General features: G+C 29.2%; 18 protein-coding genes. 6 read left to right on the forward strand and 12 right to left on the reverse strand.

Annotated elements, in window-relative coordinates:
* Positions 1–39 precede the first annotated feature (39 nt).
* From ACKTTQ_RS03030 to ACKTTQ_RS03055, 6 genes are all read left to right on the forward strand, one after another.
* The gene (locus tag ACKTTQ_RS03030; RefSeq protein ID WP_408048354.1) at positions 40–357 is read left to right on the forward strand and encodes a hypothetical protein; all 318 of its coding nucleotides are present in this window, start codon (positions 40–42) and stop codon (positions 355–357) included.
* A gap of 274 nt (positions 358–631) precedes the next feature.
* Complete coding sequence (locus tag ACKTTQ_RS03035) at positions 632–1,981, forward strand: hypothetical protein (protein WP_408048355.1); 1,350 nt, start codon at positions 632–634, stop codon at positions 1,979–1,981.
* A gap of 23 nt (positions 1,982–2,004) precedes the next feature.
* Complete coding sequence (locus ACKTTQ_RS03040) at positions 2,005–3,222, forward strand: hypothetical protein (RefSeq protein ID WP_093870666.1); 1,218 nt, start codon at positions 2,005–2,007, stop codon at positions 3,220–3,222.
* Positions 3,223–3,303: 81 nt separating this feature from the next.
* Positions 3,304–3,843: an NUDIX hydrolase gene (locus ACKTTQ_RS03045; protein WP_408048356.1), complete on the forward strand. Its 540-nt coding sequence runs from the start codon at positions 3,304–3,306 to the stop codon at positions 3,841–3,843.
* A gap of 20 nt (positions 3,844–3,863) precedes the next feature.
* Positions 3,864–4,286: a secondary thiamine-phosphate synthase enzyme YjbQ gene (locus ACKTTQ_RS03050; protein WP_408048357.1), complete on the forward strand. Its 423-nt coding sequence runs from the start codon at positions 3,864–3,866 to the stop codon at positions 4,284–4,286.
* Positions 4,287–4,486: 200 nt separating this feature from the next.
* A complete protein-coding gene (locus ACKTTQ_RS03055) occupies positions 4,487–7,729 on the forward strand; it encodes a M36 family metallopeptidase (protein ID WP_408048358.1) in 3,243 nt (1,080 codons plus the stop codon).
* Positions 7,730–7,815: 86 nt separating this feature from the next.
* On the opposite strand, the gene ACKTTQ_RS03060 is transcribed toward ACKTTQ_RS03055, so the two are convergent.
* The 12 genes from ACKTTQ_RS03060 to ACKTTQ_RS03115 all read right to left on the reverse strand — a co-directional run bounded on the left by ACKTTQ_RS03060 (position 7,816) and on the right by ACKTTQ_RS03115 (position 23,015).
* Positions 7,816–8,763 (reverse strand): MBL fold metallo-hydrolase, encoded by a 948-nt coding sequence (locus tag ACKTTQ_RS03060; protein WP_113785757.1) that lies wholly within the window; start codon positions 8,761–8,763, stop codon positions 7,816–7,818.
* Positions 8,764–8,767: 4 nt separating this feature from the next.
* A complete protein-coding gene (locus tag ACKTTQ_RS03065; protein ID WP_408048359.1) occupies positions 8,768–9,280 on the reverse strand; it encodes an endonuclease V in 513 nt (170 codons plus the stop codon).
* 20 nt (positions 9,281–9,300) lie between these two features.
* Positions 9,301–10,371 carry a hypothetical protein gene (locus ACKTTQ_RS03070; RefSeq protein WP_299135782.1) on the reverse strand — a complete coding sequence of 357 codons (1,071 nt, stop codon included), beginning with the start codon at positions 10,369–10,371 and terminating at the stop codon, positions 9,301–9,303.
* A 10-nt stretch (positions 10,372–10,381) separates the two neighbouring features.
* Positions 10,382–10,783, reverse strand: coding sequence for a glycine-rich domain-containing protein (locus ACKTTQ_RS03075; RefSeq protein ID WP_093870673.1), 402 nt, complete (start codon positions 10,781–10,783; stop codon positions 10,382–10,384).
* 3 nt (positions 10,784–10,786) lie between these two features.
* Positions 10,787–11,794, reverse strand: coding sequence for a potassium channel family protein (locus tag ACKTTQ_RS03080; RefSeq protein ID WP_093870674.1), 1,008 nt, complete (start codon positions 11,792–11,794; stop codon positions 10,787–10,789).
* Positions 11,791–12,087, reverse strand: a complete 297-nt coding sequence (locus ACKTTQ_RS03085; protein WP_113785753.1) for an S-adenosylmethionine decarboxylase family protein — start codon at positions 12,085–12,087, stop codon at positions 11,791–11,793. The genes ACKTTQ_RS03080 and ACKTTQ_RS03085 overlap by 4 nt, the downstream gene beginning before the upstream one ends.
* 6 nt (positions 12,088–12,093) lie before the next feature.
* Positions 12,094–13,656 (reverse strand): polyamine aminopropyltransferase, encoded by a 1,563-nt coding sequence (locus tag ACKTTQ_RS03090; RefSeq protein ID WP_113785752.1) that lies wholly within the window; start codon positions 13,654–13,656, stop codon positions 12,094–12,096.
* The gene (locus ACKTTQ_RS03095; RefSeq protein WP_408048360.1) at positions 13,644–14,522 is read right to left on the reverse strand and encodes a DUF350 domain-containing protein; all 879 of its coding nucleotides are present in this window, start codon (positions 14,520–14,522) and stop codon (positions 13,644–13,646) included. Before ACKTTQ_RS03095 ends, ACKTTQ_RS03090 begins: the two co-directional genes overlap by 13 nt.
* A gap of 28 nt (positions 14,523–14,550) precedes the next feature.
* Entirely contained in the window at positions 14,551–15,375 is an 825-nt protein-coding gene (locus tag ACKTTQ_RS03100; protein ID WP_093870678.1) for a hypothetical protein, read from the reverse strand.
* A gap of 2 nt (positions 15,376–15,377) precedes the next feature.
* Positions 15,378–15,932: a DUF4178 domain-containing protein gene (locus tag ACKTTQ_RS03105; protein WP_408048361.1), complete on the reverse strand. Its 555-nt coding sequence runs from the start codon at positions 15,930–15,932 to the stop codon at positions 15,378–15,380.
* A gap of 38 nt (positions 15,933–15,970) precedes the next feature.
* Positions 15,971–20,827 (reverse strand): DNA repair ATPase, encoded by a 4,857-nt coding sequence (locus ACKTTQ_RS03110; protein ID WP_408048362.1) that lies wholly within the window; start codon positions 20,825–20,827, stop codon positions 15,971–15,973.
* 118 nt (positions 20,828–20,945) lie between these two features.
* Positions 20,946–23,015, reverse strand: coding sequence for a flotillin family protein (locus ACKTTQ_RS03115; RefSeq protein ID WP_408048363.1), 2,070 nt, complete (start codon positions 23,013–23,015; stop codon positions 20,946–20,948).
* Positions 23,016–23,021 lie beyond the last annotated feature (6 nt).

The raw sequence follows: 23,021 nt of genomic DNA on the forward strand, positions 1-23,021 counted from the left end.
TGCAGTTTTTGTTTTTAAAATTAACTAAAAAATAATCAAATGAAATTAGTATTTATTATTATATCAACAATTGGAGCTTTATTATTTAACTCACCAAAAGAAAGTAAAACCTTTAAAGAAGTAAAGACAGAAAAAATAATTGGAAGCAGTTTTTCATTAATAAATGATACTAAAAGTAAAGTGTCAATTTATACAGGAACTGGTTTTGTATCCTTAAATAAAGGGTCAAAAACAAGTATTTCATGTAAAGTGGGAAAAGAAGTACGTTGGGCAAAAAGTGGTAGAAAAGGAAAAGTAATTTTTAAAATAGAAAGTAAGCATTGTGGCAAGGTTTTAAAATTGTCAAAATTATTATAACGTAAATTTTTTTAAAGAGATTAATAGCCAAAACTAGGATACTAGTTTTGGCTTTTTTTATTGGAGGTTATTTTTTGATGTTTCAGGTTTTTTGATGTTTCAGGTTTTTTAATTGTTTGCGTGTTCAAATTGTTGGTTTGTAGGTTTTTGTGTGTTTTTCATTCGGAAGTAATTTAGTGTGTTTGGGAAGTAATTTTCTGCTTTTTTGATATTAGCAAGCGTTATTTGTATAAGAATTAAAGAGGGGTATAAACAGAATTAAATAGAAGTAAACATGAAGAGAATTTTATTAATAATAGTAGTGCTTTTTACATTGATAGCTTCTGCACAACAAAACCAGAATGAAATATTAGCAAACTATAATTCTGGAAAATATACAGTGTATAAAGTTAAAAAAGTTTCTTATGGTAAGTATAAGATGGTAAAAGTTAAGAAGCAATGGCCAATACAATTTTCAAAATCAGGAGATAAAACCAGCACAGTTTTAGTAAAAAGAGCAGGTATTTTAGATGAAACTTTTAAACCAGACGTACCAGGTCATCCAGCATATTTTTCTTTTTCAACATATCGTTTAACTTTTATAGATGGTATAGGGGTTTATTATAGTTGGAATGGAAAAGAGCAAGCAACAACAAAATATGTTTTTACAAAAGGTGGTTTAAATAAAAACTATAAAGAGCTAAATAAGTTAGTAGAAAATTATTCAAAAGCTGTATTTAAAAATCAAACGAATGCCAGAGCAGAAGTAAAAGAACAAAAATCAGCTATAGCCGAAGCAGAAAGAAAGAAAAATTCTTTACAAAATAGAGAGGTAAGTAAAATAGAAATACAGTTAGTGAATACTCCTAATAAAGTAGCTCATTTTTCTGAAGCTATAAAATATGGTGTTGTTGCAATTCTTAAAGATGGAAGTAAATTATCAACAGAAAATTTAGGAGGTAAAATTCCTTGGAGTGATTTTATTCTTAAAAACAAAGGTTGTAGTAATACAATTGATGAAGTAAGAATTGATGAAGATGCTAAAACTTTAAAAGAAGATAGAATTACGCTTCAAGCTATTTCAAAATTTCATAAAACATTAAAAGCTACTAAACATATTAATACAACAAACAACTTGTCTATACAGGTAAATCAAACAGGTTTCTGGGGGCATGAAAGACATAAATATGTAACTGTTTTTCAAGGTCAAAATGGACAACATGCTGGAAGAGGTGATAATTTAACAATTAAAGTTAAAACGGTTTCACACAAACAAACTGGAGTGAAATTAAATAAAATAGAAATATTCAATACAACTAAAAATAAATTGGTTGTGAGGTATAAGTTAACACCAAACACTAAGCTAATTGTAAATAATAATGGTGGTCAGGGAATGAATGGGTTTGAAGGAAGAAAAGGCTCTCCAAATGGAGGAAATGGAGGTAATGGTGGAGCAGGAGGTAATATTTTATTAATTAAAGATCCTTCTGTTACCAAATTAAATATTGTTTTAAATAATGCAGGAGGAGCAGGTGGAAAAGGAGGAGCTCCTAAATATTCATATGCAAGTAGAGGAAGAAATGGAGTAAGAGGAGATAAAGGAAGAATTAATAAACAAGTAAAAGCAGTTAAATTAAGTTTCTAAATAAACTATTAAATTCAAGTATAATGAGAAAACAAATATTAGTAACATGTGCGTTAAGTATAGCAATGCTATTCGGAACAAGTAATGAGTCAAATGCTCAGTTTAAAAGATTATTAAAAAAAGTAACTTCTAAAAAAAGTTCATCTAAAAAATCTAAATCTGGAGGAGCTTCAGGGGGTACGTTTTCATATTTAAACAATGAAAAAGATGATTTAGGCTTAAGTGGTGAGTATCATGGATTAAAAGATAAAAAAGCATTTGGCTTTAGATTTGTAAAAGAAAATGAGGGGAAAGTTGTTAATGAATTACATTATTGGGAAAAAAAACAAGAAAAGCCTCAATTAAAAATGAACTTTAAGGAGAGTTATTACAGAAAAAAACAAGTAAAAATGTTTTTTGTATGGATGTCTTCTTATGCAAAATCTTATGTTGAGGTTTTTGAAGTGGCACCAGGGGTTTTAGCACAAACTCAACAAACAAGTAGAAGTATTAATAAATACGAAGAGTCTGTTCCATTAGATTCAAAAAGAACAGTAATTGAGGTAATGGCAAAAAATAAAGCAGACTTAGATACTTGGGATATTGAAACAGCACAAGCTAAAGTTGATATGTTAATAAGTAGTTTAAATACTGCTAAAATAGCTAAAACTAAAAAGAAATTAATGCGTTTTGAAACGTATAAAAATTACCATGGTAAAGTTGCATTTGCTAAGCAAACGCACTATTTAAAAAGTTCAAAAGCTAATCAACCGGTTGAAAAATCTGCTAATTTTATAACAAAAAGAGAGTTGGGTGAAACAGTAGCTTTTAAGCCTTACTTTGAGCAGCCGTTATCAGTTTCTCATCCAGGAGCGTGGTTTAATATTACGTATGAGATGGCAGGGCAAAAAACCAGTAGAGAGGCTTTAAGAAAAACGAGTACAAAGTTTTCTAAAAACATTCCTCAATTAACAGATTATAAAAATGATTTTTACTTTTTTTATCCTAAAGTAACGATTAATACTTCTAACAATATTGCTGATTATGCTTTTTTAGAGTTATTAAGATTAACGCAAGATAATTTAACTCAAGGAAAAGTATATGATTTAAAAGTAACTGTATGGGCTTATAAAGATGGACAAAATATTGATCCTGTAGCTACAGGTACAATTCAATTAGAGTATACTAAAAATACTGAAAAACTATTACTAGATCCAGTTAAAGGGTGGATCACAGTTTTAGAGGATTATTTAGATGAATAAATCCATTTTTTTTTGATTATTTAAGTTTGAACCGAATAGTAGAAAACACTATTCGGTTTTGTTTTTAAAATATATAATAGAATGAAGAGAATTTTGTTAATAGTATTGTTTTTAATAAGTGCAAAAATTGTAGGTCAGTCTGAAGTAGTTTCTACCAATTATTCTTTCTTTAAATTAATTATAACAAATAATAAAAAAGAAATTTTATTAGTTAAATGGGGAGATTCATGGGAAATACAAGGGAGAAAATATAAAGGCAACTATTCGTTATATAAATTTATTGAGAGAATGGGTGACGGAGTTGGGGCTAAACTTAAAAAAATTAAACTAAGAGGGTTGTTTACTTTTCATTATAAAGGTCGTGTAAAACCAACATTAATGCATTATTATCAAGCTTCGTACAAATCAGGCGATTTAAAAATACCTAAGTCATGTTCTGATATCAGATGGTTTTCATTGGTAGATGCAATGAAGGTTATTGAGTATTCAGATATGAAAGCAATACTTAAACATTTAAAAGGTAACGATAAAGTATGGGGAGGGGCTTTAGAGATAACTCCTAAGAGTGAAAACAATGAAAGAATGTTTAAAAAAATAGATGATTTTTATGAATTAAATTAATAGTCTTCTATTTTTAGCAAATGAAAATTTACCAAAGAGAAATTCAATTAAATGAATATAGAAGAGGTTATCATTTAATAACTGATATTTTAGTTAGAGAAATGCCTGAAATAGGAGATATTATAACCGGACAGTTTCAAGTGTTTCTTAAGCATACTTCTGCTAGTTTAACAATTAATGAAAATGCTGATCCAACTGTAAGATTAGATTTTGAAACACATATTAATAAAATGATACCGGAGAGGATGTCTTATTATAAGCATAATTATGAAGGTGATGATGATATGCCTGCTCATATTAAAAGTTCAATATTAGGTTGTCAAGTTTTGATTCCTGTAACAAATGGTAAATTGAATATGGGGATTTGGCAAGGTATATATTTAGGAGAACATAGAAATTGTGGAGGGAAAAGAAAGCTGGTGCTAACTTTGATAGGAGTGTAAATTTTAATTGTGTTTTATTGAAAAAATTAATATTTTTTTACTGTTAATTTTTGGTTTAATTTATTTTATTGTTAAAAAAATGATTTAAAAGTGTGTTTTTTTGTTAAAAAACGATATTATGTTTATTTTTTTAACATTTTTAAGTTTTGGGAGATGGTTTGTTAACTTTACGTAGATATAAATCCCTCAAAACCAAACAAATGAAAAAAAACTACCTGTTTGCTGTATTACTTTTAATATGCCAAACAAATTTTTCGCAAACACAAACCCCTAAAAATTTAGGACTGATCCAACAACATTTTAATGATTTACAGAAAGCTCGAAAAACGACATCTTTAGATTATGCTGAATGGAAAGTAACTAGTACTGCGTCTTCCTTAAAAAAAGGATTGACGCATTATTATTTAACACAGTATTATAATGGTATTCCTATTGTAAATGGTACTTATAATTTATCAATTATAAATAATAAAGTTAATTATTCAAAAAATCAATTTGTTAATGATATAAAGATAAAAACATCTAAACAAAAATCAATATCTATAACGGAAACACAAGCTATAAATGAAGTTATAAGAGCTCATAAATTAACTAGTGCTAAATTAGTTAAAACAATGAGAAAAAGTAAAGGAGATGATTTAGTTGAGTTTAAGAATTCAGGAATTACAGAAGATAATGAACCCATTCTTGTTAAAAAGGTATACTTCTTACATGAAGGTGAATTACGTTTGTGCTGGAATGTTAATTTATATGAAAAAGGAGGTAAAAACTGGTGGAATAGTTACGTAGATGCTTCTTCAAATAAAATTATATCGGAAAGTAACTGGGTTATAACTTGTAATTTTGACACTCATCATGGTCATGATTCTCATACAACTCATGATTCTTCTGAGTTTTTTAATTCAAATAAAGAATCTAGTACTCCATATTTAAAAGAATCTAGCATGTTAGCGCCAGATTCTTATAATGTATATGCAATGCCATTAATTAACCCAGATGATGGAGGAAGAACAGTTGTTACTAATCCAGCTAATTCTGTAGCATCACCTTATGGGTGGCATGATACAAATGGTGTTGCAGGTGCTGAACATACAATTACAAGAGGTAATAATGTATGGGCTCAAGAAGATGCAAACGGAAATAATGGCACTGGAGCTTCTCCAAGTGGAGGTTCTAGTTTAGATTTTAATTTCCCAGTTAATTTAAGTCAAGCACCAAGTACTTATCGAGATGCTTCAACTACAAATTTGTTTTATTGGAATAATATTATGCATGATGTATGGTATCAATATGGTTTTGATGAAGCTTCAGGAAACTTTCAAGAAAACAACTATGGAAAAGGGGGAGCAGGAAGTGATTCTGTAAATGCTGATTCTCAAGATGGAGGAGGAACTAATAATGCAAATATGGCAACTCCAACAGATGGAGGTAATGCAAGAATGCAAATGTATTTATGGACTAGAACGAATCCTAATAGAGATGGTTCATTTGATAATATGATTATTGCTCATGAGTATGGACACGGTATCTCTACAAGATTAGTAGGTGGAAGGAATGCGAATGTGTTAGGAGGATCTGAGCAAATGGGTGAAGGTTGGTCTGATTGGTTTGGATTAATGTTAACCATGAAAGCAGGTGATAAAGGAACAGATAGAAAAGGAGTTGGTACTTATGCTTTAGGTCAGGCTTTAGATGGAGTAGGAATTAGGCCAACGGTGTATTCTACTGATAGATCTGTGAATAATACAGATTATGCTGATATAGGTGGATTAAGAGTACCGCATGGAGTTGGTTATAGTTTTGCTTCAATATTATGGGATATGACTTGGTTGATTATAGATCAAGAAGGTTTTGATCCAAATTTTTATACAGGTACTGGAGGTAATAATGTTGCAATGGCTTTAGTTATAGAAGGTTTAAAAAATACAGCAAGTAATCCTGGTTTTGTATCAGGTAGAGATGGTATTTTACAAGCTGATCAAGATTTATACGGAGGAAAATATAAATGTTTAATTTGGAAAGCTTTCTCAGGCAGAGGAGTAGGAGAAGGAGCTGTAGAAAATAATAATGGTGGTAGTAATACTAACTCAGATCAAACAGTATCGTATACCAATCCATGTGATGGAGGTAATCCAGATCCAGGAAGTTGTGCTGGTGATGTTACTTCTTTTCCTTTCAATGAAAGTTTTGAATCTAATTTAGGCTTATGGAAAGATGCAACCACTGGAGATGATTTAAACTTTACAAGAGATTCTGGAGGAACTCCTTCAAGTAATACTGGGCCAAGTAATGCAGCTGATGGTTCTACGTATTTATATGTTGAAGCTTCAGGAAATGGTTCAGGGTACCCTAATAAGAGAGCTATTTTAAATTCTCCTTGTTTAAATTTTGGTTCGGTAGTAAATCCTAAATTGGCTTTTCAATATCACATGTATGGTAGCGCAATTGCGACTTTAAAAGTTGAGGCAAGAAAAGACAATACAGGTACTTGGACATCAGTGTTTAGCAAAAGTGGAGATCAAGGAAATAGCTGGAAAACTGCAACTATTGATTTAGGTGCTTATGCTAATGAAGCAAGTGTACAATTAAGGTTTAATGTAGTTACTGGTTCTGGAAATAGTGGTTGGCAAAGTGATATTGCTATAGATGCAATATCTATTACTAATGGAGCAGGAGACCCAGGAGGTGATTGTACAGCTTTGAATTTTAACGATTTTACTATAAGTCCATTTTCTAATCAAGATTCAAGTGGAAATTATTCTATTGGAGGCTCAGGAGGTTCACTAGCATTAACGAATAATACTTGGAAGTATATTTTAATGAATTATACAGTTACATCTAACACTGTAATAGAGTTTGAGTTTAGCAGTACGTCTGAAGGTGAGATTCACGCAGTAGGATTTGAAAATGACAATAATTTAACTTCTTCAAGATATTTCAAAGTTCATGGAACTCAAAATTATGGAGTAACTAATTTTGATAATTATGTAAGTGGAACAAAAAAATATGTAATTCCTGTAGGTAGTTCTTATACAGGAACCATGGATAGGTTAGTTTTTATTAATGATAATGATGCTGGATCAGGAAATAATTCTACTTTTTCTAATGTGAAAATTTATGAAGGCTCTTGTGGAACATCATCAATTAATGTAAGTGAATTTGGCATTCGAACAGACGTTATTGGTACTCAGGATGAAGGTGTGTTTTCTTCAATCGAAGTAGCTCCGAATCCAGTTAAAAGAGGAGAGCTTCTTTATTTAACAGGAAATAGTAAGAATTTATTAAATGCTTCTTATAGTGTTACGAATATGTTGGGGCAGGTACTGGAAACTGGAAAACTAGCAGGAAGAAGTATTCAAACAGATAAATTAAAAACTGGTATTTATATTTTAACAATAGAAAATAAATATACCAAAGAAGATAAACGATTTATTATTAAATAACTTATGGTTATTCTAAGATAATAAAAAGAAGTTGTTTTTTATTTATTTTAAACCCTTTGAGCTTTTATAAAATTCAAAGGGTTTTTTTAGTTTTTGAAAACTGTTTTAAATTCTGAAATAATTTCCTCTATTTGTTGTTCGTTATATTTTCTAGAAAAGTGTACAGGTATTGCCTCATTTATTTTAGATGCGTTCATTATTTCTCCTGATTTTTCTGAGTAGCTATGATAATTAAGGTGAGCATATTCTTTGTCTTCATTTTTATAAAAACATTCTATGTATATTTTATTAGATTGAAAAAAATGCTTTTTAATCTTAGAATGATTTTCAAAATTAGCTGCATGATCCATAATAACTCCTATCGAATCTCCTTCTTGGGTGTGTAGTAAATGAAATAAATCTTTAGATTCATAGTTTTTACCTTCAATATTTATAGCAACGGTTTCTTCTTTTTTTAGAAAAGCGTTTTTTAAATCATTTACCCATTTTCCTCCTTTAAAATTACTGTTTTTAAGGTTGATTTTAAGTGTGTCTTTTTCTTTAAATTTATAGCTTAGAGAAGGTGTTTTATGGTTAAGCAATATTCCAGTTACTATAAAGTTATTTTCTTCAAAAAGAATGTTGTTATGTTTAATAGAAGTTTTTTTAAGTTCCCATACAGGAGGTTCTATTTCATAGATATGAATTTCATTGTCAGAAATCATTTCACGTATTTCGTAAATAATAGCATCTTTTTCAATCAAATTCCAAGTGTAACTTTTTATTCTATTTTGAACTTGTTTAGCTATATTTTTAGGGCCGCAGATAAGAATTCTTCTTTGTGTACCTATTTGATGTCTTATGATAGCGTCAAAGTTTACAAAGTGATCTATATGGGTATGACTAATAAAAATCGCATTCGTATTTTGTATCTCTTTTACGGTTAAGTTACTAGCATCACCACATTCACAAATATAATTCCAAGGGTGATTATCTGGTTTTATTAAGATAGAGATATCTTCGTTGTAATTACTTTTTATTTCAGAAAAGAACATAAGTTTAGTTTGTAAGGTTTTCTCTACCTAGTGAGTCTACTTTTTTTAATAAATCAGGAAAACGAAACTCTCCGTGCATTTCTTTAATTTTTTTGGCAGCAATGTTTACATCCATTCCTATTGCAGTAATATGTAATGCTTTTTTACTATTACCTCTTACAATCGATGTTTTGTGAGTATTGATATTTTTAAAATCATTTTTGGCTACACCAATTACAGGAATGTTATTTTTTAATGATTTATAAAGGTGTCCACCTAGTCCTAGTTTTTTGTTGTCATCTAAAAAAACAAATCCATCTATAATTATTGCGTAACAATTATCTAGGTTAATTTTTTTAAGTAAGCTTAAAATGCAAGGTAATTCTCTTTTGTAAAATTCTCCAGGAATATAGTCAGAAATACCAGTTAAAGTTTCTTCATAAACCTTAGTAGTTTCCTTACTGTTCCAGTTATTAAATTGTATACAAACGGTTTTTGCTTGGTTTTCAAAATAATAGGTATCAAATGCTAAAATCAATTTTCAATATGTTTTTAATATTAATCACCACCACAAGAAGCACAGCTTGAACATGATGAACAGTTAGAGCATGGGCTACTACTGAAATCAAATCCATTTGAATCTGAATCACCACCCCAAGAATTGAAATCAAACCAGTTACTTGATTCATTTGTTGGTGGTTCATTAATACTTAAAGGGTCTTCTTCAAAAGTGACAGAATCAGTTAAGTCATTATTAGATTCACTATTAAAAGCATCATTTGAAACTTCTAACTCTTTGGCATATCCAATATCTTCTCCAGAATCATTTTCATAATAAGAATCTGTTATAACTATATTGTTATTATGATGCATGATATCTGACCAAATTAAACTATAAAAAAGATAGTCATCAAAGCCATGATATCCACCATAAATCCCCCCTCTTTTTGTATTGTATCTAATATCTTCTTTTGTATTTACTTTTTGTTTAGGTAGTACGTGTTTGTTTTTAATGAAAGATTTAATGTCATCAGTTTCTACTTGTTTTTTTAATTCAAGTTTTATTTTGTTTAAAAAATAATCAAATCTTGAAGTCTTCTTTTCTTTAAACTGGTCAAATTTTAATTGAGAACTGGTTGCCTGAGATATAGTTTTATTAGGATTTCCTGATTCAAGTTCTTTAAATAACCCTGAAATTTTAATAACTAAAGGGAAAACTCCTATTTTGTGATCTCTATTTATTTCAATTTCTATCAGGTATTTAAAATCGAAATCTTCATGCTCTAAAACAAGTTTTAGTTGCTTGAAATGAATAGACATAGCATCGTTTACCTCTATTTCATATTTATCGAGAGCATGTTTTAAATCATTTTCTTTTCCATCTTTATCATGATAGAAATCAATATCATCATGTGATATTTTAATGATATTGTTGATTTTTAAACTTCTAAATGTGGCGTTTAATTGTTGCAGTATTGCTACAGCAGTAAAAGTTTCACGTTCTTCTTTATCTGAAATAACTCCAAGCGTTAGGTGATGGAAGAATTTTTTAAAAGCTTTTGTTGGTTTTACTTTTTTAATTTCTGTTAATTGACTAGGGTCAATGGTAATAATTCCTTCTAAATACATAGGCTAATTTTTAATTATGACAAGCCCCACAATTATTAGATTCCCATTGGGTCATAGCATAAGATCCCCAAATAGATTCTGGTGGTTTATTATAATGTTTAATATATAATTTTATTGTTTTTTGATAAATAGTATAATCTTCATTTTCACTAGGAGTATGATGTATAAACCTATTATAATGAGTAGAGCAAAACTTTTGGTAATACCTAGTGAATAAAATAAATTCATGCCATGCTAAATCAATTAATAAGGATGGACTTAATTTTGTTTTTGTAATATGAATAAGGTTAAGAAATTTTAGCATTTCTATTAATAATTCATCTTTATCTATATTATTTTCAAAACTTATTTTTTCAACTTTTTTCCTTAATAAAGGAATGTTTGTTAGTATATCATTTAATTGATTGTCCATAGGCTAATTTATAAACTGTTTATTTTCCCCATTAGCTATATATATTATAACATCATTCTCTTGAAGTGTAAGATGGTTTTCAGGGTTTTTAATGAGTTGTCCTTTTCTGCTAAGGGCTACTAGTGTAATACCATATTTTTCTTTTAAATGAATAAAAGTTTCTAAATAAGTGGTGTTAATATAAGTATGTTTACTTGATAGCTTAGTTTCGCAAATGTCTAAATTACTTTTGTCGTTAGAAGTAGAAATTAAATCTTCTGTAAGTAAAGCAACATTAGGTTCAAATATATAACTAGCTATAAATTTTGAAACAATTTCATTTTTTGGAATAATGAACTGAACTCCCAAATAGTTGAAAGAAGATTTTAATTCTATGTTTTCTATAGCAACTACACAATTAATGTTTTCAAATCGTTTTTTTAGACTAATTGTATAAACTAATGTGTCGGTATCATTTTCAAAACTGATATAAACTCTTCTTGATTCTTTAAGCTTTATTTTATCTAATGCCTTGTAATCATTAAGGTCAGTAAGTAAAACAAAGCAGTTTTTATCAGAGTATAGTTGCTTAATAGTTTTTAAGTCAGATTCTTTATTCACAACTATTGCTAGGTCTTCTTCAGCCTTAATAATTTGATCTGCTACTTGTTTAGAAAAAGCATTCCATCCAATAATTATACAGTGGTTATTCATGTCAGTTCCAAAGTATCCCATTTCTCTTTTTTTTAAGTATTCTGATATTTTTAAGCTTAATTCTGTTACGATGTATCCTAAGACACCAAGACTTCCCAATACAAATAAAATACCGATGAGTCTTCCCCAGAATGTTATTGGGTAAAAATCACCATAACCAACTGTAGTTAATGTAACAATAGAATACCAATAAGCATCAGCAAGGTTATTTATATTAGTATTTTCAAAATTAGATTCAAAATGATATAGGCTATATACTAGTATATTATAGATTCCAGCGACTAGTATAAAGAATATTAATTTTTGTTTGGAACTCATACTTGCATCAAGTTTTTAAATACGTTCAATTTTTCTTGATTACAGCTACTAAGTTCTATATAGGTTTTGTTACTCTCAGGAAACGTATGAATGGCTAAATGACTTTCTCCTAGTAGCCAAAAACAGGTGTATCCTTGTTGTTCAAAATGATGTTCGTTAAAAGCTAATAAAGTAAATTTACTTTGTTGTAATAAATTTTCAAAATTCGTTTTTAAAACCTCAGGATTAGTTTCAGAAATCCATTCTTGAAAATTATATATATTGGCTTGTATGTGTTTGTAGTCAGTGTTCATTTTGTGTTAGTATAAATCCCAATTTCCTTTTAAATAATATTGATATAATACTGGGTTTTGAATTTTATTAACTTCAACTTTATTTGTGCCAATATTAAAAAAATCTTTCTTACCAAAAGAAGTGATTAGTAACATAGCTTCCTTATTAATCCATTTTGTTGATACTGATGAAAATTGTAGGTTTCGAAGTTTTTGCTTAAATTTCTCTTTAGAAACATCTTTGTTTTTTGTTCCTATAATCCATCCCCATTCTCCCATAGATATAATTTGATTGTGCATTGGAACTGTAGTGAAACCTGCAGATTGCATTGTTAAATCAATACATTGAAAAGCTTTGGTTGCAAAATAAGGACTACCAGATTGTGTGATGATTAATCCATGAGGTCTTAATTTACGTTTGCATAATGTATAAAATTCATGAGAATAAAGTCTGCCCAATTCAACACTTCTTGGATCAGGTAAATCTATAATAATAACGTCGTAGAAAGATTGATTGTCTTGTTCTAGATGAACGTAAGCATCTTTGTTGTAAATTTTAAGCTTTTCACTATTCATTGATCCTTCGTTAATATTGATAAGAATTGGACTTTTTTTTCCAAGTTCAGTCATGTTAGGATCTAGATCTACCATATCAATTTTATCAACTGAAGGATATTTTAGTAATTCTCTTACTGCGCATCCATCACCTCCTCCTAAAATTAATATTTTTTGAGGATTTGGGTGTAGTTGCATAATTGGATGTACTAAAGGTTCATGATACATTTCTTCATCTATTGAGCAAAATTGTAAGTTACCATTTAAGTATAGCCAATGTTCATCTTTCCATTCAGTTAGCACAATTTTTTGATATTTACTTTGGGTTGAATAAACAATTTTATCTTTGTATTTTTTTTGTTCACCCCAGGTAATAATTGTGTCAGTAAAACTCATTCCCATGATAAGTGTAATTAAAACAATACTTATCATAGCTAACATTGATTTTAATTGGTTTTTTATCATTTTACCTTTAAAGCGATAAAACACTAAACAGGCTACAAAAAAATTAATGAACCCTAAAATAAAAGGAGTATAGGTAAGTCCTAGTATAGGTAAGCCTATAAAAGCAAAGAATACTCCACCTAATAAACTTCCATAATAATCTTTTTCTAAAATTGAAGAAATGTTAGTTTTTAAATCTTCATATTCTTTATTAATTCTTACAACTAAAGGGATTTCTAAACCAATTAGTAAACCAACAAGCATACTTAAAAAATAGATAACTGCATCATAGTATGATGATACTGCTGCTAGTGTATACACTAATACAGATGAAAAAGCAACAATTAGTGATAAAGCTAATTCAAGTAATAGAAAATTTCTAATTAAGTTCTTAGTAAACCTTTTACTAAGTCTGCTTCCTAATCCCATACAAAATAGCATTAAAGAAACAATCATTGTCCATTGAAAAACTGAATTTCCAATAAAATATGTAGCTAAAGTTGATAGCACATATTCAGCTACAATTCCGGCAAAACCTGTAGCGAAAATGGCCGATTTTAGAATAAATGAATTGTTTTTTAGATACTCCATGTAATTAATATAGCTGAACCAACATAAGCAAATGCTTCTATTAATCCTGCACCGATATTTGGTTTTTCTTGATTAATGATTTCATCAGTTAATTTTCTTCCAGGTAATAATATTTTGTCTGTTAAGAAGCGCATAATTGGTAACAAGATAATTCCTAAAATAGTTTGTAAGCTAACATCGATAAGAGTTGTTGTCCAATCAATAAAAGGATCAATTAATGCATTCATTATTATAATCCCAATAGCAAGTATGGCTCCTCCAAAATTAACACCTACCGCTACATTATCCTTTTCAATGTGCTTGTGTACATCAAAACTAATCCATAAAGTAAAGATTTTTATTGCTATAACGAGCATAAAGTTTCCTATTGTCCAATAGCTAATAAATGTTAAAAGTCCTTCTTGTAAACTAGTAGATTCACCAATAAGAGCTCCATGAAGTAACAATGCATTGGCGATATATATACAAGCCTCTATAATTCCAGTACCTTCATTTTTATCTTCTATAATCTCTTTTTTAATGTCGAATTTTGGAAGGATTAACTTGTCGCTAATTAAAATTGATATATGCAATAAAATGATCCCTGCTATTCCATAAACTCCAATATGAATTAGGTCAGTATAAAAACCAGCACTTTCTCCTACAATTGCTCCTCCAAGGATAGTAATAAGTCCGATAAAATACCCAACATATGAAAGGATAAAAGCAAAATTATCTTTTTCTATAAGTTCGTGTGTTATATTAATTTTAGGGTTTAATAATTTATAAATTATTTTCCCTAAGTAAAAAATTATAAAAGCAGTTGCTACATATCCCAAAGAATGTAGTAAGCTGTTAATGTTTATATATTCGGTTAGATTTTCCATCTATTTTGTTTAGTTTTTTAAATCGTTGTTATTTACCAAATCCGCCACTTCTAGAACGAGAGGATGATCTACTATATCTTGAACTACTTCTTTTTGTTTTACTATAGCTTTTACTAGAAGTATATCCTCTAGACTTTAAACTAGAAGCACTTTTACTAACCTTTGAATTTACTCTGCTTTTAAATGTTTGTGGTTTTTTACTCCATGAAGTATTGGTGTTACTTCCATATTTCGTTCCGTATTTATTTGAACTACCATAGTATGATTTTTTATTTCTATAATTTCTATTATAGTCATTCCAATCATTTCTAGGGTAGCCATATCCGTAACCATATCTAGACCCATAAAATAAATCAGAGAATAAACGATAACGACCGTAAAAAGCCCAAAAAGAACTACCATTGCTATGAGTTCTCCATTCACCGTATCTAGAGTTTCCAACGTAACTATTTACACCAGCTGGAGCTGAGTTTTTATCGAGTTTACCATTTTTCTTACTCAATATGGTCATTCCTAAATCATTTTTGTATTCGTCAAAAGTTATAGGAGAAACCTCTTTCCAATCAGTGTTTACAATTTTTACATCTGTAGGTTTATTAATTGTGTCATTTAATTCTTCTTTTGTTAAAAAAGGTTTAGATTCTTCAATTAGAATTCGATATTTATGAAAATACTTATCAGTATCTTCTTTATAATCCATATCTGCTAATATGACATTGTAATTATTCTTATCAATATATTTTGTAATTATATTATCAATAGGTGATTTTACAAATTTTGGTTTTCTACTTGCACCACATGCATTTATTAATAAGCATATAGTTAATAGAAAAAAGTACTTAATAAGGCGCATAATTATTCGTTATATGATGGTAAAATATTACTAATTTCAAATGTTTTAAGTGTTTTTCCAACGCTGGCTTCAAAATCATTTTCATCCCATTGTTCTATAGTTAAACATTTATTTTCATCTTCATTTAAATAGTCAAAAGAAATAAGTTCTTCCCAGTTTTCAGCTTCTACATTTCTATAGTATCCTGAAGCTTCTTCATCTAAATAATAGGTAATATCTTGGTAAGAAATTTCTTTAGGTGGTTTTCCGTTATTTTCTATATAGGTTGTAACGATTGTACCAAGTTTTCTATATTTTAATTCTTCTGAAAGAGTGATAATAAGTTCATCATCATCCTCAATATGAAGAAATCTTTTTTTTCCTTTTGATTCTATAGTAAATTCTCTAGTGAAAAAATTATTACCCCAATCATATTCAGACATTTTAGTAACAGTCCAGGTTTCTAAGTCGTAATCTAGTAAGTATCCTTTTTCTAAATCCGTTATTTTAATATTTGTAGGGTCGTAATGTTTTTCTTCTTTTTCTTTGTTGTTTTTGAATAGGTCAAAAAATCCCATAGTGTTAGTTTTAGTTAGTTTTTTATGTAAACATAATATTATTTATCTAAGCCTTTTTTTAAAACAGCTTTAATTCCTTCTAAATTATCAGAAAAAGCCATCATTTGACTTAAGATTTGAGCCATTTCATTTTTATCACCAAAACCTTTTAATTTATTATTTTTAATAAATATTTGTTTGATGCTATCCCATCGAGTTAACTCTTCATTTGATAAATTATTTATTAATTCTCGGTATTTTAATAAATTAGCTTCAGCCGATGAGGTTAACGTTTGAGATTCACTTTCATAATGAGATAATAGTAATCGTTGCAATTCATCATCATTCATTATAGGTACAATTTTTGCAACCAATTTATTCATATCACGATATGATCCTTGTAATTTGAATGAAGGTTCAGTTCTATATGCATCTTCCATTGCTGCCGATTGTATATAGGTTTGATTTACTTTTAAAATAGTATCACGAACTGTAATCACTTTTTCTAAAACAGCGGTATAGTCTTGTACTTCTTGTTTTGTATGATTTCCTTTTAAATTGATTTCTTGAGTATTGTTTTCAACTTTATCGATAAGCGTATATACGTCTTCAAAATATTTACTACTAAGTTGATGCAGTACAGGGTTTGAAGTCATTGAGTTCTCTATTAAACTCAACTTGAATAAATGTTCAGTATCTCCGATTATATCTCCTAAGTTATATATGTCAGCTCTATTGGCAAGCATATCTGGTATTTGAAACTTATCACCACTTTCAGTATATGGGTTTCCAGCCATTATTACACAAAACTTTTTACCACGTAAATCGTAGGTTTTAGGTTTTCCATTATAAACACCTTCAATTTTACGAGTACCATCAGACAGTGAAATAAATTTTTGTAAAAATTCAGGATTACAATGTTGAATATCGTCGAGATATAACATAACATTGTCACCCATCTCAAATGCAAGATTTAATTTCTTTAGTTCTTCTCTAGAGGCTGAGTTATTAGCAGACATAGGATCAACAGAAGTGACTTCATGTCCAATAGCTGGGCCGTTTATTTTCATAAATACCAAACCTAAACGATTTGATAAATATTCCATTAAAGTAGTTTTACCATATCCAGGAGGAGAAATTAATAATAACATTCCCATCCTATCGGTACGTTTATTATTGCCAACAGTTCCTAGCTGTTTTGCTAAATTATCTCCAATTAATGGAAAATAAACTTGATCTATCAATTTATTTCTAACAAAAGAAGAAAGTACTCTTGGTTTAAATTCTTCTAATTTTAATTCTTCTTTTAAATTTTCAGTAATCTGATGTTTTGCTTCTCTGTACTTTTCAAAATTAGGAACTTCAATTTCAGTAAACTGTTGTAAGCCTGTTATAAATTGATGGTAATTGAAATTAAAAACACCATCATTTATGGTTAAATGATTTCCTTTTAAATCTTTTAAACTTGTATTAGGATGTACACTTACAATGTTTGATTTAGAAAGGGTTTCAAAAAGAAGTAAACATACTACTTCATGAGTATAGTTTTTAAAAGCTGGCTTTTTTGTGCTAATAAAAGAGGTTACCCATTGTGTTGCTAATTGTATTTTAGCAGTATATTTTTCAAGTTTTTGTATTCCAGATTTAAACTTATGCAAAGCATCTTGTTTGTCTAAAGTTTTAATAAATAGATTTTTAATATCTATAGCATCCGTACTAATTTGAAATGTGTTATTTTGTTGAAATTCTTTAAAAATGTATTCTGCTACCTCTCTACAATTAGTAATATTTAATAATTGTGATTCTTTATTGAATATTTGAATAGCGTTTTCTAATTCACTAATTATAAAATCGTAAGAAGTACTGTTTGGAAAAATACTTAGTACTTCACCTGAGGCTTTTATAGTTGTGTTATAGCTGTTTTGTTGGTTTTTAGTTAAGTGATGCCAAAAATATTGAGCAAATGCTCTTGTATTTGACGAATAGGTGAGTAGCCCTAGTTCATGATTTTTGTGAGTTAAAGTATATAAAATTTTTGTAGCATCAACATCGTGAACCCCTTTTAAATAGCCTTCAGAATATAAATTACTACTTTCTTTTTGAACAAGAGTTAGTAAATTTTCTTCTGATAAATTAATCAGTTCTTGCTCAGGGAATTTTCTAAATAATTTATAAGCTAAATAAGAAGAACGATAAACAGTATCATTTTCAGATATTAATTCCTGGTTCCAATATTTTTTGGAAGATAAAAGAGTTTCATTCGTGATTTCTTCATAAAAATTAGTTCCAGTTAAATGGTAAAAAAGGCCTTCATTTTTATAAACAATAGTAAGGTCTAATGATTGTTTGTTAACACCAAATTTATGTTTTCCTAGTCTAATTACATTTTCACCATCTTCATAAAGTTCTTGTTTGTCTTTAAGCTTACGTAAAGAATCTTCTTTGGCAACTTTTAATTGTGTTTCTAAGGTTTCAGCTTTACCTATATCATCAAGTTCTTTTAATTGATTAATGATGTCTCTAACTTTATTAATCATTAAATCAGCTGCAAAATAGCCATTTATGTCTTCGATTGTGGTAAAAGATTGAGCTTTTTTATTAACTCCTTTTAAAATACGTTCAGAAGCAGTTTGTAATGCAACTGTTTTTTTATTTCGTTTTTCAATTAAACTATTTTTCCTACTATCAAACGCATTATGAATTTCTTCCCTTTTCTCAATTATTTGGGTGATAAACTCTTCGAAATCGGCAAATTTACCTTCTAATTCTTCTAGTTGAATAGCAGTTTTAGTAAGAAATTCATCACATTTTTCAGGAGTGGTAGCCATGTCAATATAATTAATGATACTTTGATCAATTAACTTTAATTGAGCTGTAAAATCAGCTTTAGCTTCTTTACTACCTAAACTTTTTATAGTGTTTTTTATACCAGATTTTAATTGATTTAAACTGGCAAAAATTAAAGATATATTATCTATTATTTTTGTTGATTGTGAGGTGTCTTCAATTTCTAAATTAGTCACAATTTCGATTAACATTTCTAAATCAGCTGTAATTTGATTTACTTCTTTTTCAAGTGATTTAGCGTCAATTACTTTTTTTATTGTAGGTAAGGCTTCTTGTTTTTCATTAACTCTTTTATGATATGGAGCTAATGCTTTATCATTAAGTAAAAACTGAACACATCGTTTAGATATTAAGTTATTTTGTTCTGCAACTTGAGTTTCTAAATCAGTTAATAATTCGATATTTATATAACGAATATCATGAAGGCTAATAACTTCACCTCGTAAAGTTCTAAGTTTACTTAATAGTACTACAAAATCATCAATAGATTTAAAGGAAGTACTTTTTATTTTACTAAAAAGTTCATCAGATTTTTGATTGATAATTTTGGTTTCTGATTCTGCTTGTTTTTTTAATTGTACTACTTTTTCAAATTCATCAATAGCGGCATTTGCAGCTTCATTAATTTGTGAAATAGGAAGGTTTAATTGATGAGTTTCTTGTTCTGGTATCCAGTAGTAAGCATCATTGATGTTTTTTGATATTCGAGCAATATCATCGTATAAACCAGTATAGTTATCTTCTTTGTTTAAAAGGTTTATTAATTCATGGCATTCAGCCATTGCACTAACAATATCTTTATTCCCTATTTTGTATAATAGACTATCTTGATGTTGAGAAGGTATAAAATCGCCTTTTAAATATGGTGTTTGCCAAATTTGAACAACATGGTGTTTGGTTTGTTCGTTTTCTGTACGAAAATAACAAAGTTCACCATTTTCTAAAACGGTAAATCCATTACATATTATTGGGGTTTTTACTTCCTGTTCAATAATATTGTAAGACATTAATATGTATAATCCACGAATGGTTGCGTAAAATACATATAAGAAATCTTCTCCATTTGGTGAAATTATTTTTTCTTGAAATTTAACATCTTTCGTGTCGCTTTCAAATAATTTGTATTCTCCAGTTTGAAGGTAATAACCGTTAGGGAAAATAATACCATGATCATCAGGCAATTGAACAGCTGTATCTTTTATACTATCAATTTTTTTTACTTCTTGTAACTTATGATTGTAAACAAAGTATCTAGGGTCTTCCTGGAATGGTTTTACTTCAAGAGTAATTAAATTTCCTAGATTTCCATAACGAAACTGACCATCGTCTAAAGTTTGATCAATATGTTCAACAGGTTCTGACAATACACCTTTTCCATCATCTGTATTATCTTCAATTTTAATAGTTAAGTCACCACCAATAGTTTCAACAAAAATTTTATCTAAAATGGAAATATGTGGGTGTGAACCATAACGATGCATATCTCTAGATGCTTCTTGCCATTTAAATTCATGTTGGGTGGGAAACTTGTATTCATGTTCACTTCTGTTGTCAATATATTGAAGTGAGTTTTCTTTAATAAGCCATTTAAAAGCTTTAATATCGTTTTTATTTTCACTTAATTGGAAAACCATATATAGGTAGTTTCCAATAATAGCAAATTTTGAAAAAATAGTGTTTCTGTAGTACTTATATAAATTGGTGAAATCATCAGTAAAAATAGCATCATTTAATAAGTTCAATGATTGTAGATGAAAGTGATTGTCTTTAAATTCATAAATACTAAATACATCTGAAAGTTTTATATCGGTTCGTAACCCAAAGTGTACGTTGTATCCAAATATTGAAGTGTTACCTAGAGAAACAATATCTCTGGCAATACAATTATTGTCAGTATTTATTCTATCATTAGCAATTAATTTGGTTTCAACGGTGCCAAAAACATGTTTTCTAGCATCATTTAATTTATGCAATCGTTCTTGTAAATCTTGCTTTTGTTTTTGCAATCTACCTTGAATAATTTCATAAGTTCCGCCGTCTAATTGTTGGGTAGTATTTTGGTTTTCCATATGTTTTTTATAAGGTAAAGAAAGAAGTTCTTTTTCGGAATTATAGCTTTTATTCTTGTAAAGTATTGTGAGATACAAACTATGAGGTTAGTTTTAAATTAACCTCATAGTTTATGTATTATGATAATTTATTATCAGATAATCCTAAACCTTTTGCAAGATTAAATAGATTCCCAAATAAGTTTTCTTCATCTGAATTTGTTGCTTTTCCTTTTAAATCCATTAAAAGGTTGGCAATCGTTAAATTTTTAATATCCTCAGTTGAAATTCCATACTGGTTAGCAAAATCTTTTACTTTTTCTAGTAAATTCCCCTTAACATCATCACTTCCCAAAATAGCATCTTTTACATCTTGAATATTGGTACTGTGCTTAACAAGTCTATCTACTCCTTTAGCTTTAGTAATTTGACCAATTATTTGATCGAAGAACATTGTTTCTCCACCTACAATATCAATATTGGCAGCTTTTAAAGCATCTCCAATAACTTGAGCTTGTGCATCTGCAATATCTTTTTGAACGTTAATATGAGCTAAATCAACTTTTAATTCTTTTTCTAAGCGTAATTTAAACTCTTCGTGCTCTTTACCAACACCATCAAGTTTTTTCATTGCCTCCGCTTTTTCTTCAATTCCTGTAGCTTCTGCTAATGCTTTTTCTTTAATAACTTCAGCTTCAGCAATCCCTTCTTCTTTTAAAGCTTCTGCTTTTGCTAAAGTTCCAGCAGCTTCCGCTTTCGCTTTTTTCTCAATAATAGTTGCATCAACAAGTCCTTGACGTTCGTTGGCATCTGCCTTTGCATGCATTACTTGTGCTTCAGACATTCCTATAGTAGCTTCTTCTTTAGCTTTAGCTTCTGCTAATGTTTTTCTTGCCTCTGCTTCTTTTTCACTAGCTTCTTTTTGTGCTTGAGCTTCAATATTAATTTCTTCAGCTTTTTGCTTAGCAGCTTCTTTTTGTGCTTCAGCAGCTTTTATTGTTTTAATTAAAGCTTCTTCTGCATCTGCTTCAGCAACTGTAATTTTTACTTGTTTGTTACGATCGGCAGTTTTAAAAGCTTCAATATCTTTCATGTTTTCTTGTTCTTCAACCACACCTTTTTCTAAAGTTACACGATCACGAATAACATCTTGAATATTTTTCTTTTCTACTTCAACTACTTTTTCTTTTTCAATTTGAGCAAGAGTAACAATACGTTCACGCTCTGTAGCTTCTAGCATTCTGTCTTTTTCTACACGTTCAGATTCTACAACATCGGTACGTTGTTTGTTTTTTGCAGCAACAATAATTTGACGTTGCATATTCTCTTCTGCAACTTGTACTTTTTCTTCGGTTGCGATTCTTGCTGTTTCTGACTTTAAACGTTCTTCTTCAGAAACTTTTAAAGTTTCTGCTTGTTCACGTGCCTTGATGTTAGCAATTTCACGTTTTTGTTGTTCTTCTTTTTCTGCTAATTGCTTATCTAACTCTAAAATTGCTTCACGAGCTTCAACATCTTGTTTACGAATTACTTTTTCTTCATCACGCATAATTAAGTTAGACTTAATGTTTTGTGCTGCTGTTAATTCAGTGATTTTTTTAATCCCCTGAGCATCTAAAATATTATCAGCTTTTAAGAAAGAAACAGGTGTTTGTTCTAAGTAATCAATAGCACAATCTTCTAAAGTGTAACCATTTAAATCAGTACCAATAATATCAACAATTTCATCTCTAAATTCACGACGAGCTTCATATAATTCTGTAAACTGAAACTTCTTTCCAACCGTTTTTAATGCTTCAGAAAACTTAGCTTCAAATAATTCTTCTAATGTTGTATGATGTGATGCTCTTTCACATCCAATTGTTTGTGCTACTTTTTTTATAAACTCTACTTCATTATTAACACGAACAAAAAAGGCTACTTTAATATCAGCTCGCATGTTATCTTTACAAACAAGTCCATCGTTACCTAAACGTTCTATTTGAATTTTCTTAACAGAAATATCCATGATTTCTACACGGTGAAATACAGGAACTACATACATTCCTCTGTCTGTAGCAACTTTGGTTCCCTTAAAACCTGTACGAACCAAAGCTTGTCCTTGGGGTACTTTTTTGTAAAACATTGCAACGATTGCAAAGTATGCAATTACCAAGAATAAGATTAACCCGATTGCAATAGATCCTATTTGTATTAAATTTTCTAGCATAGTAAT

The sequence above is a fragment of the Tenacibaculum halocynthiae genome, from assembly GCF_964512825.1.
GTDB lineage: Bacteria > Bacteroidota > Bacteroidia > Flavobacteriales > Flavobacteriaceae > Polaribacter > Polaribacter halocynthiae.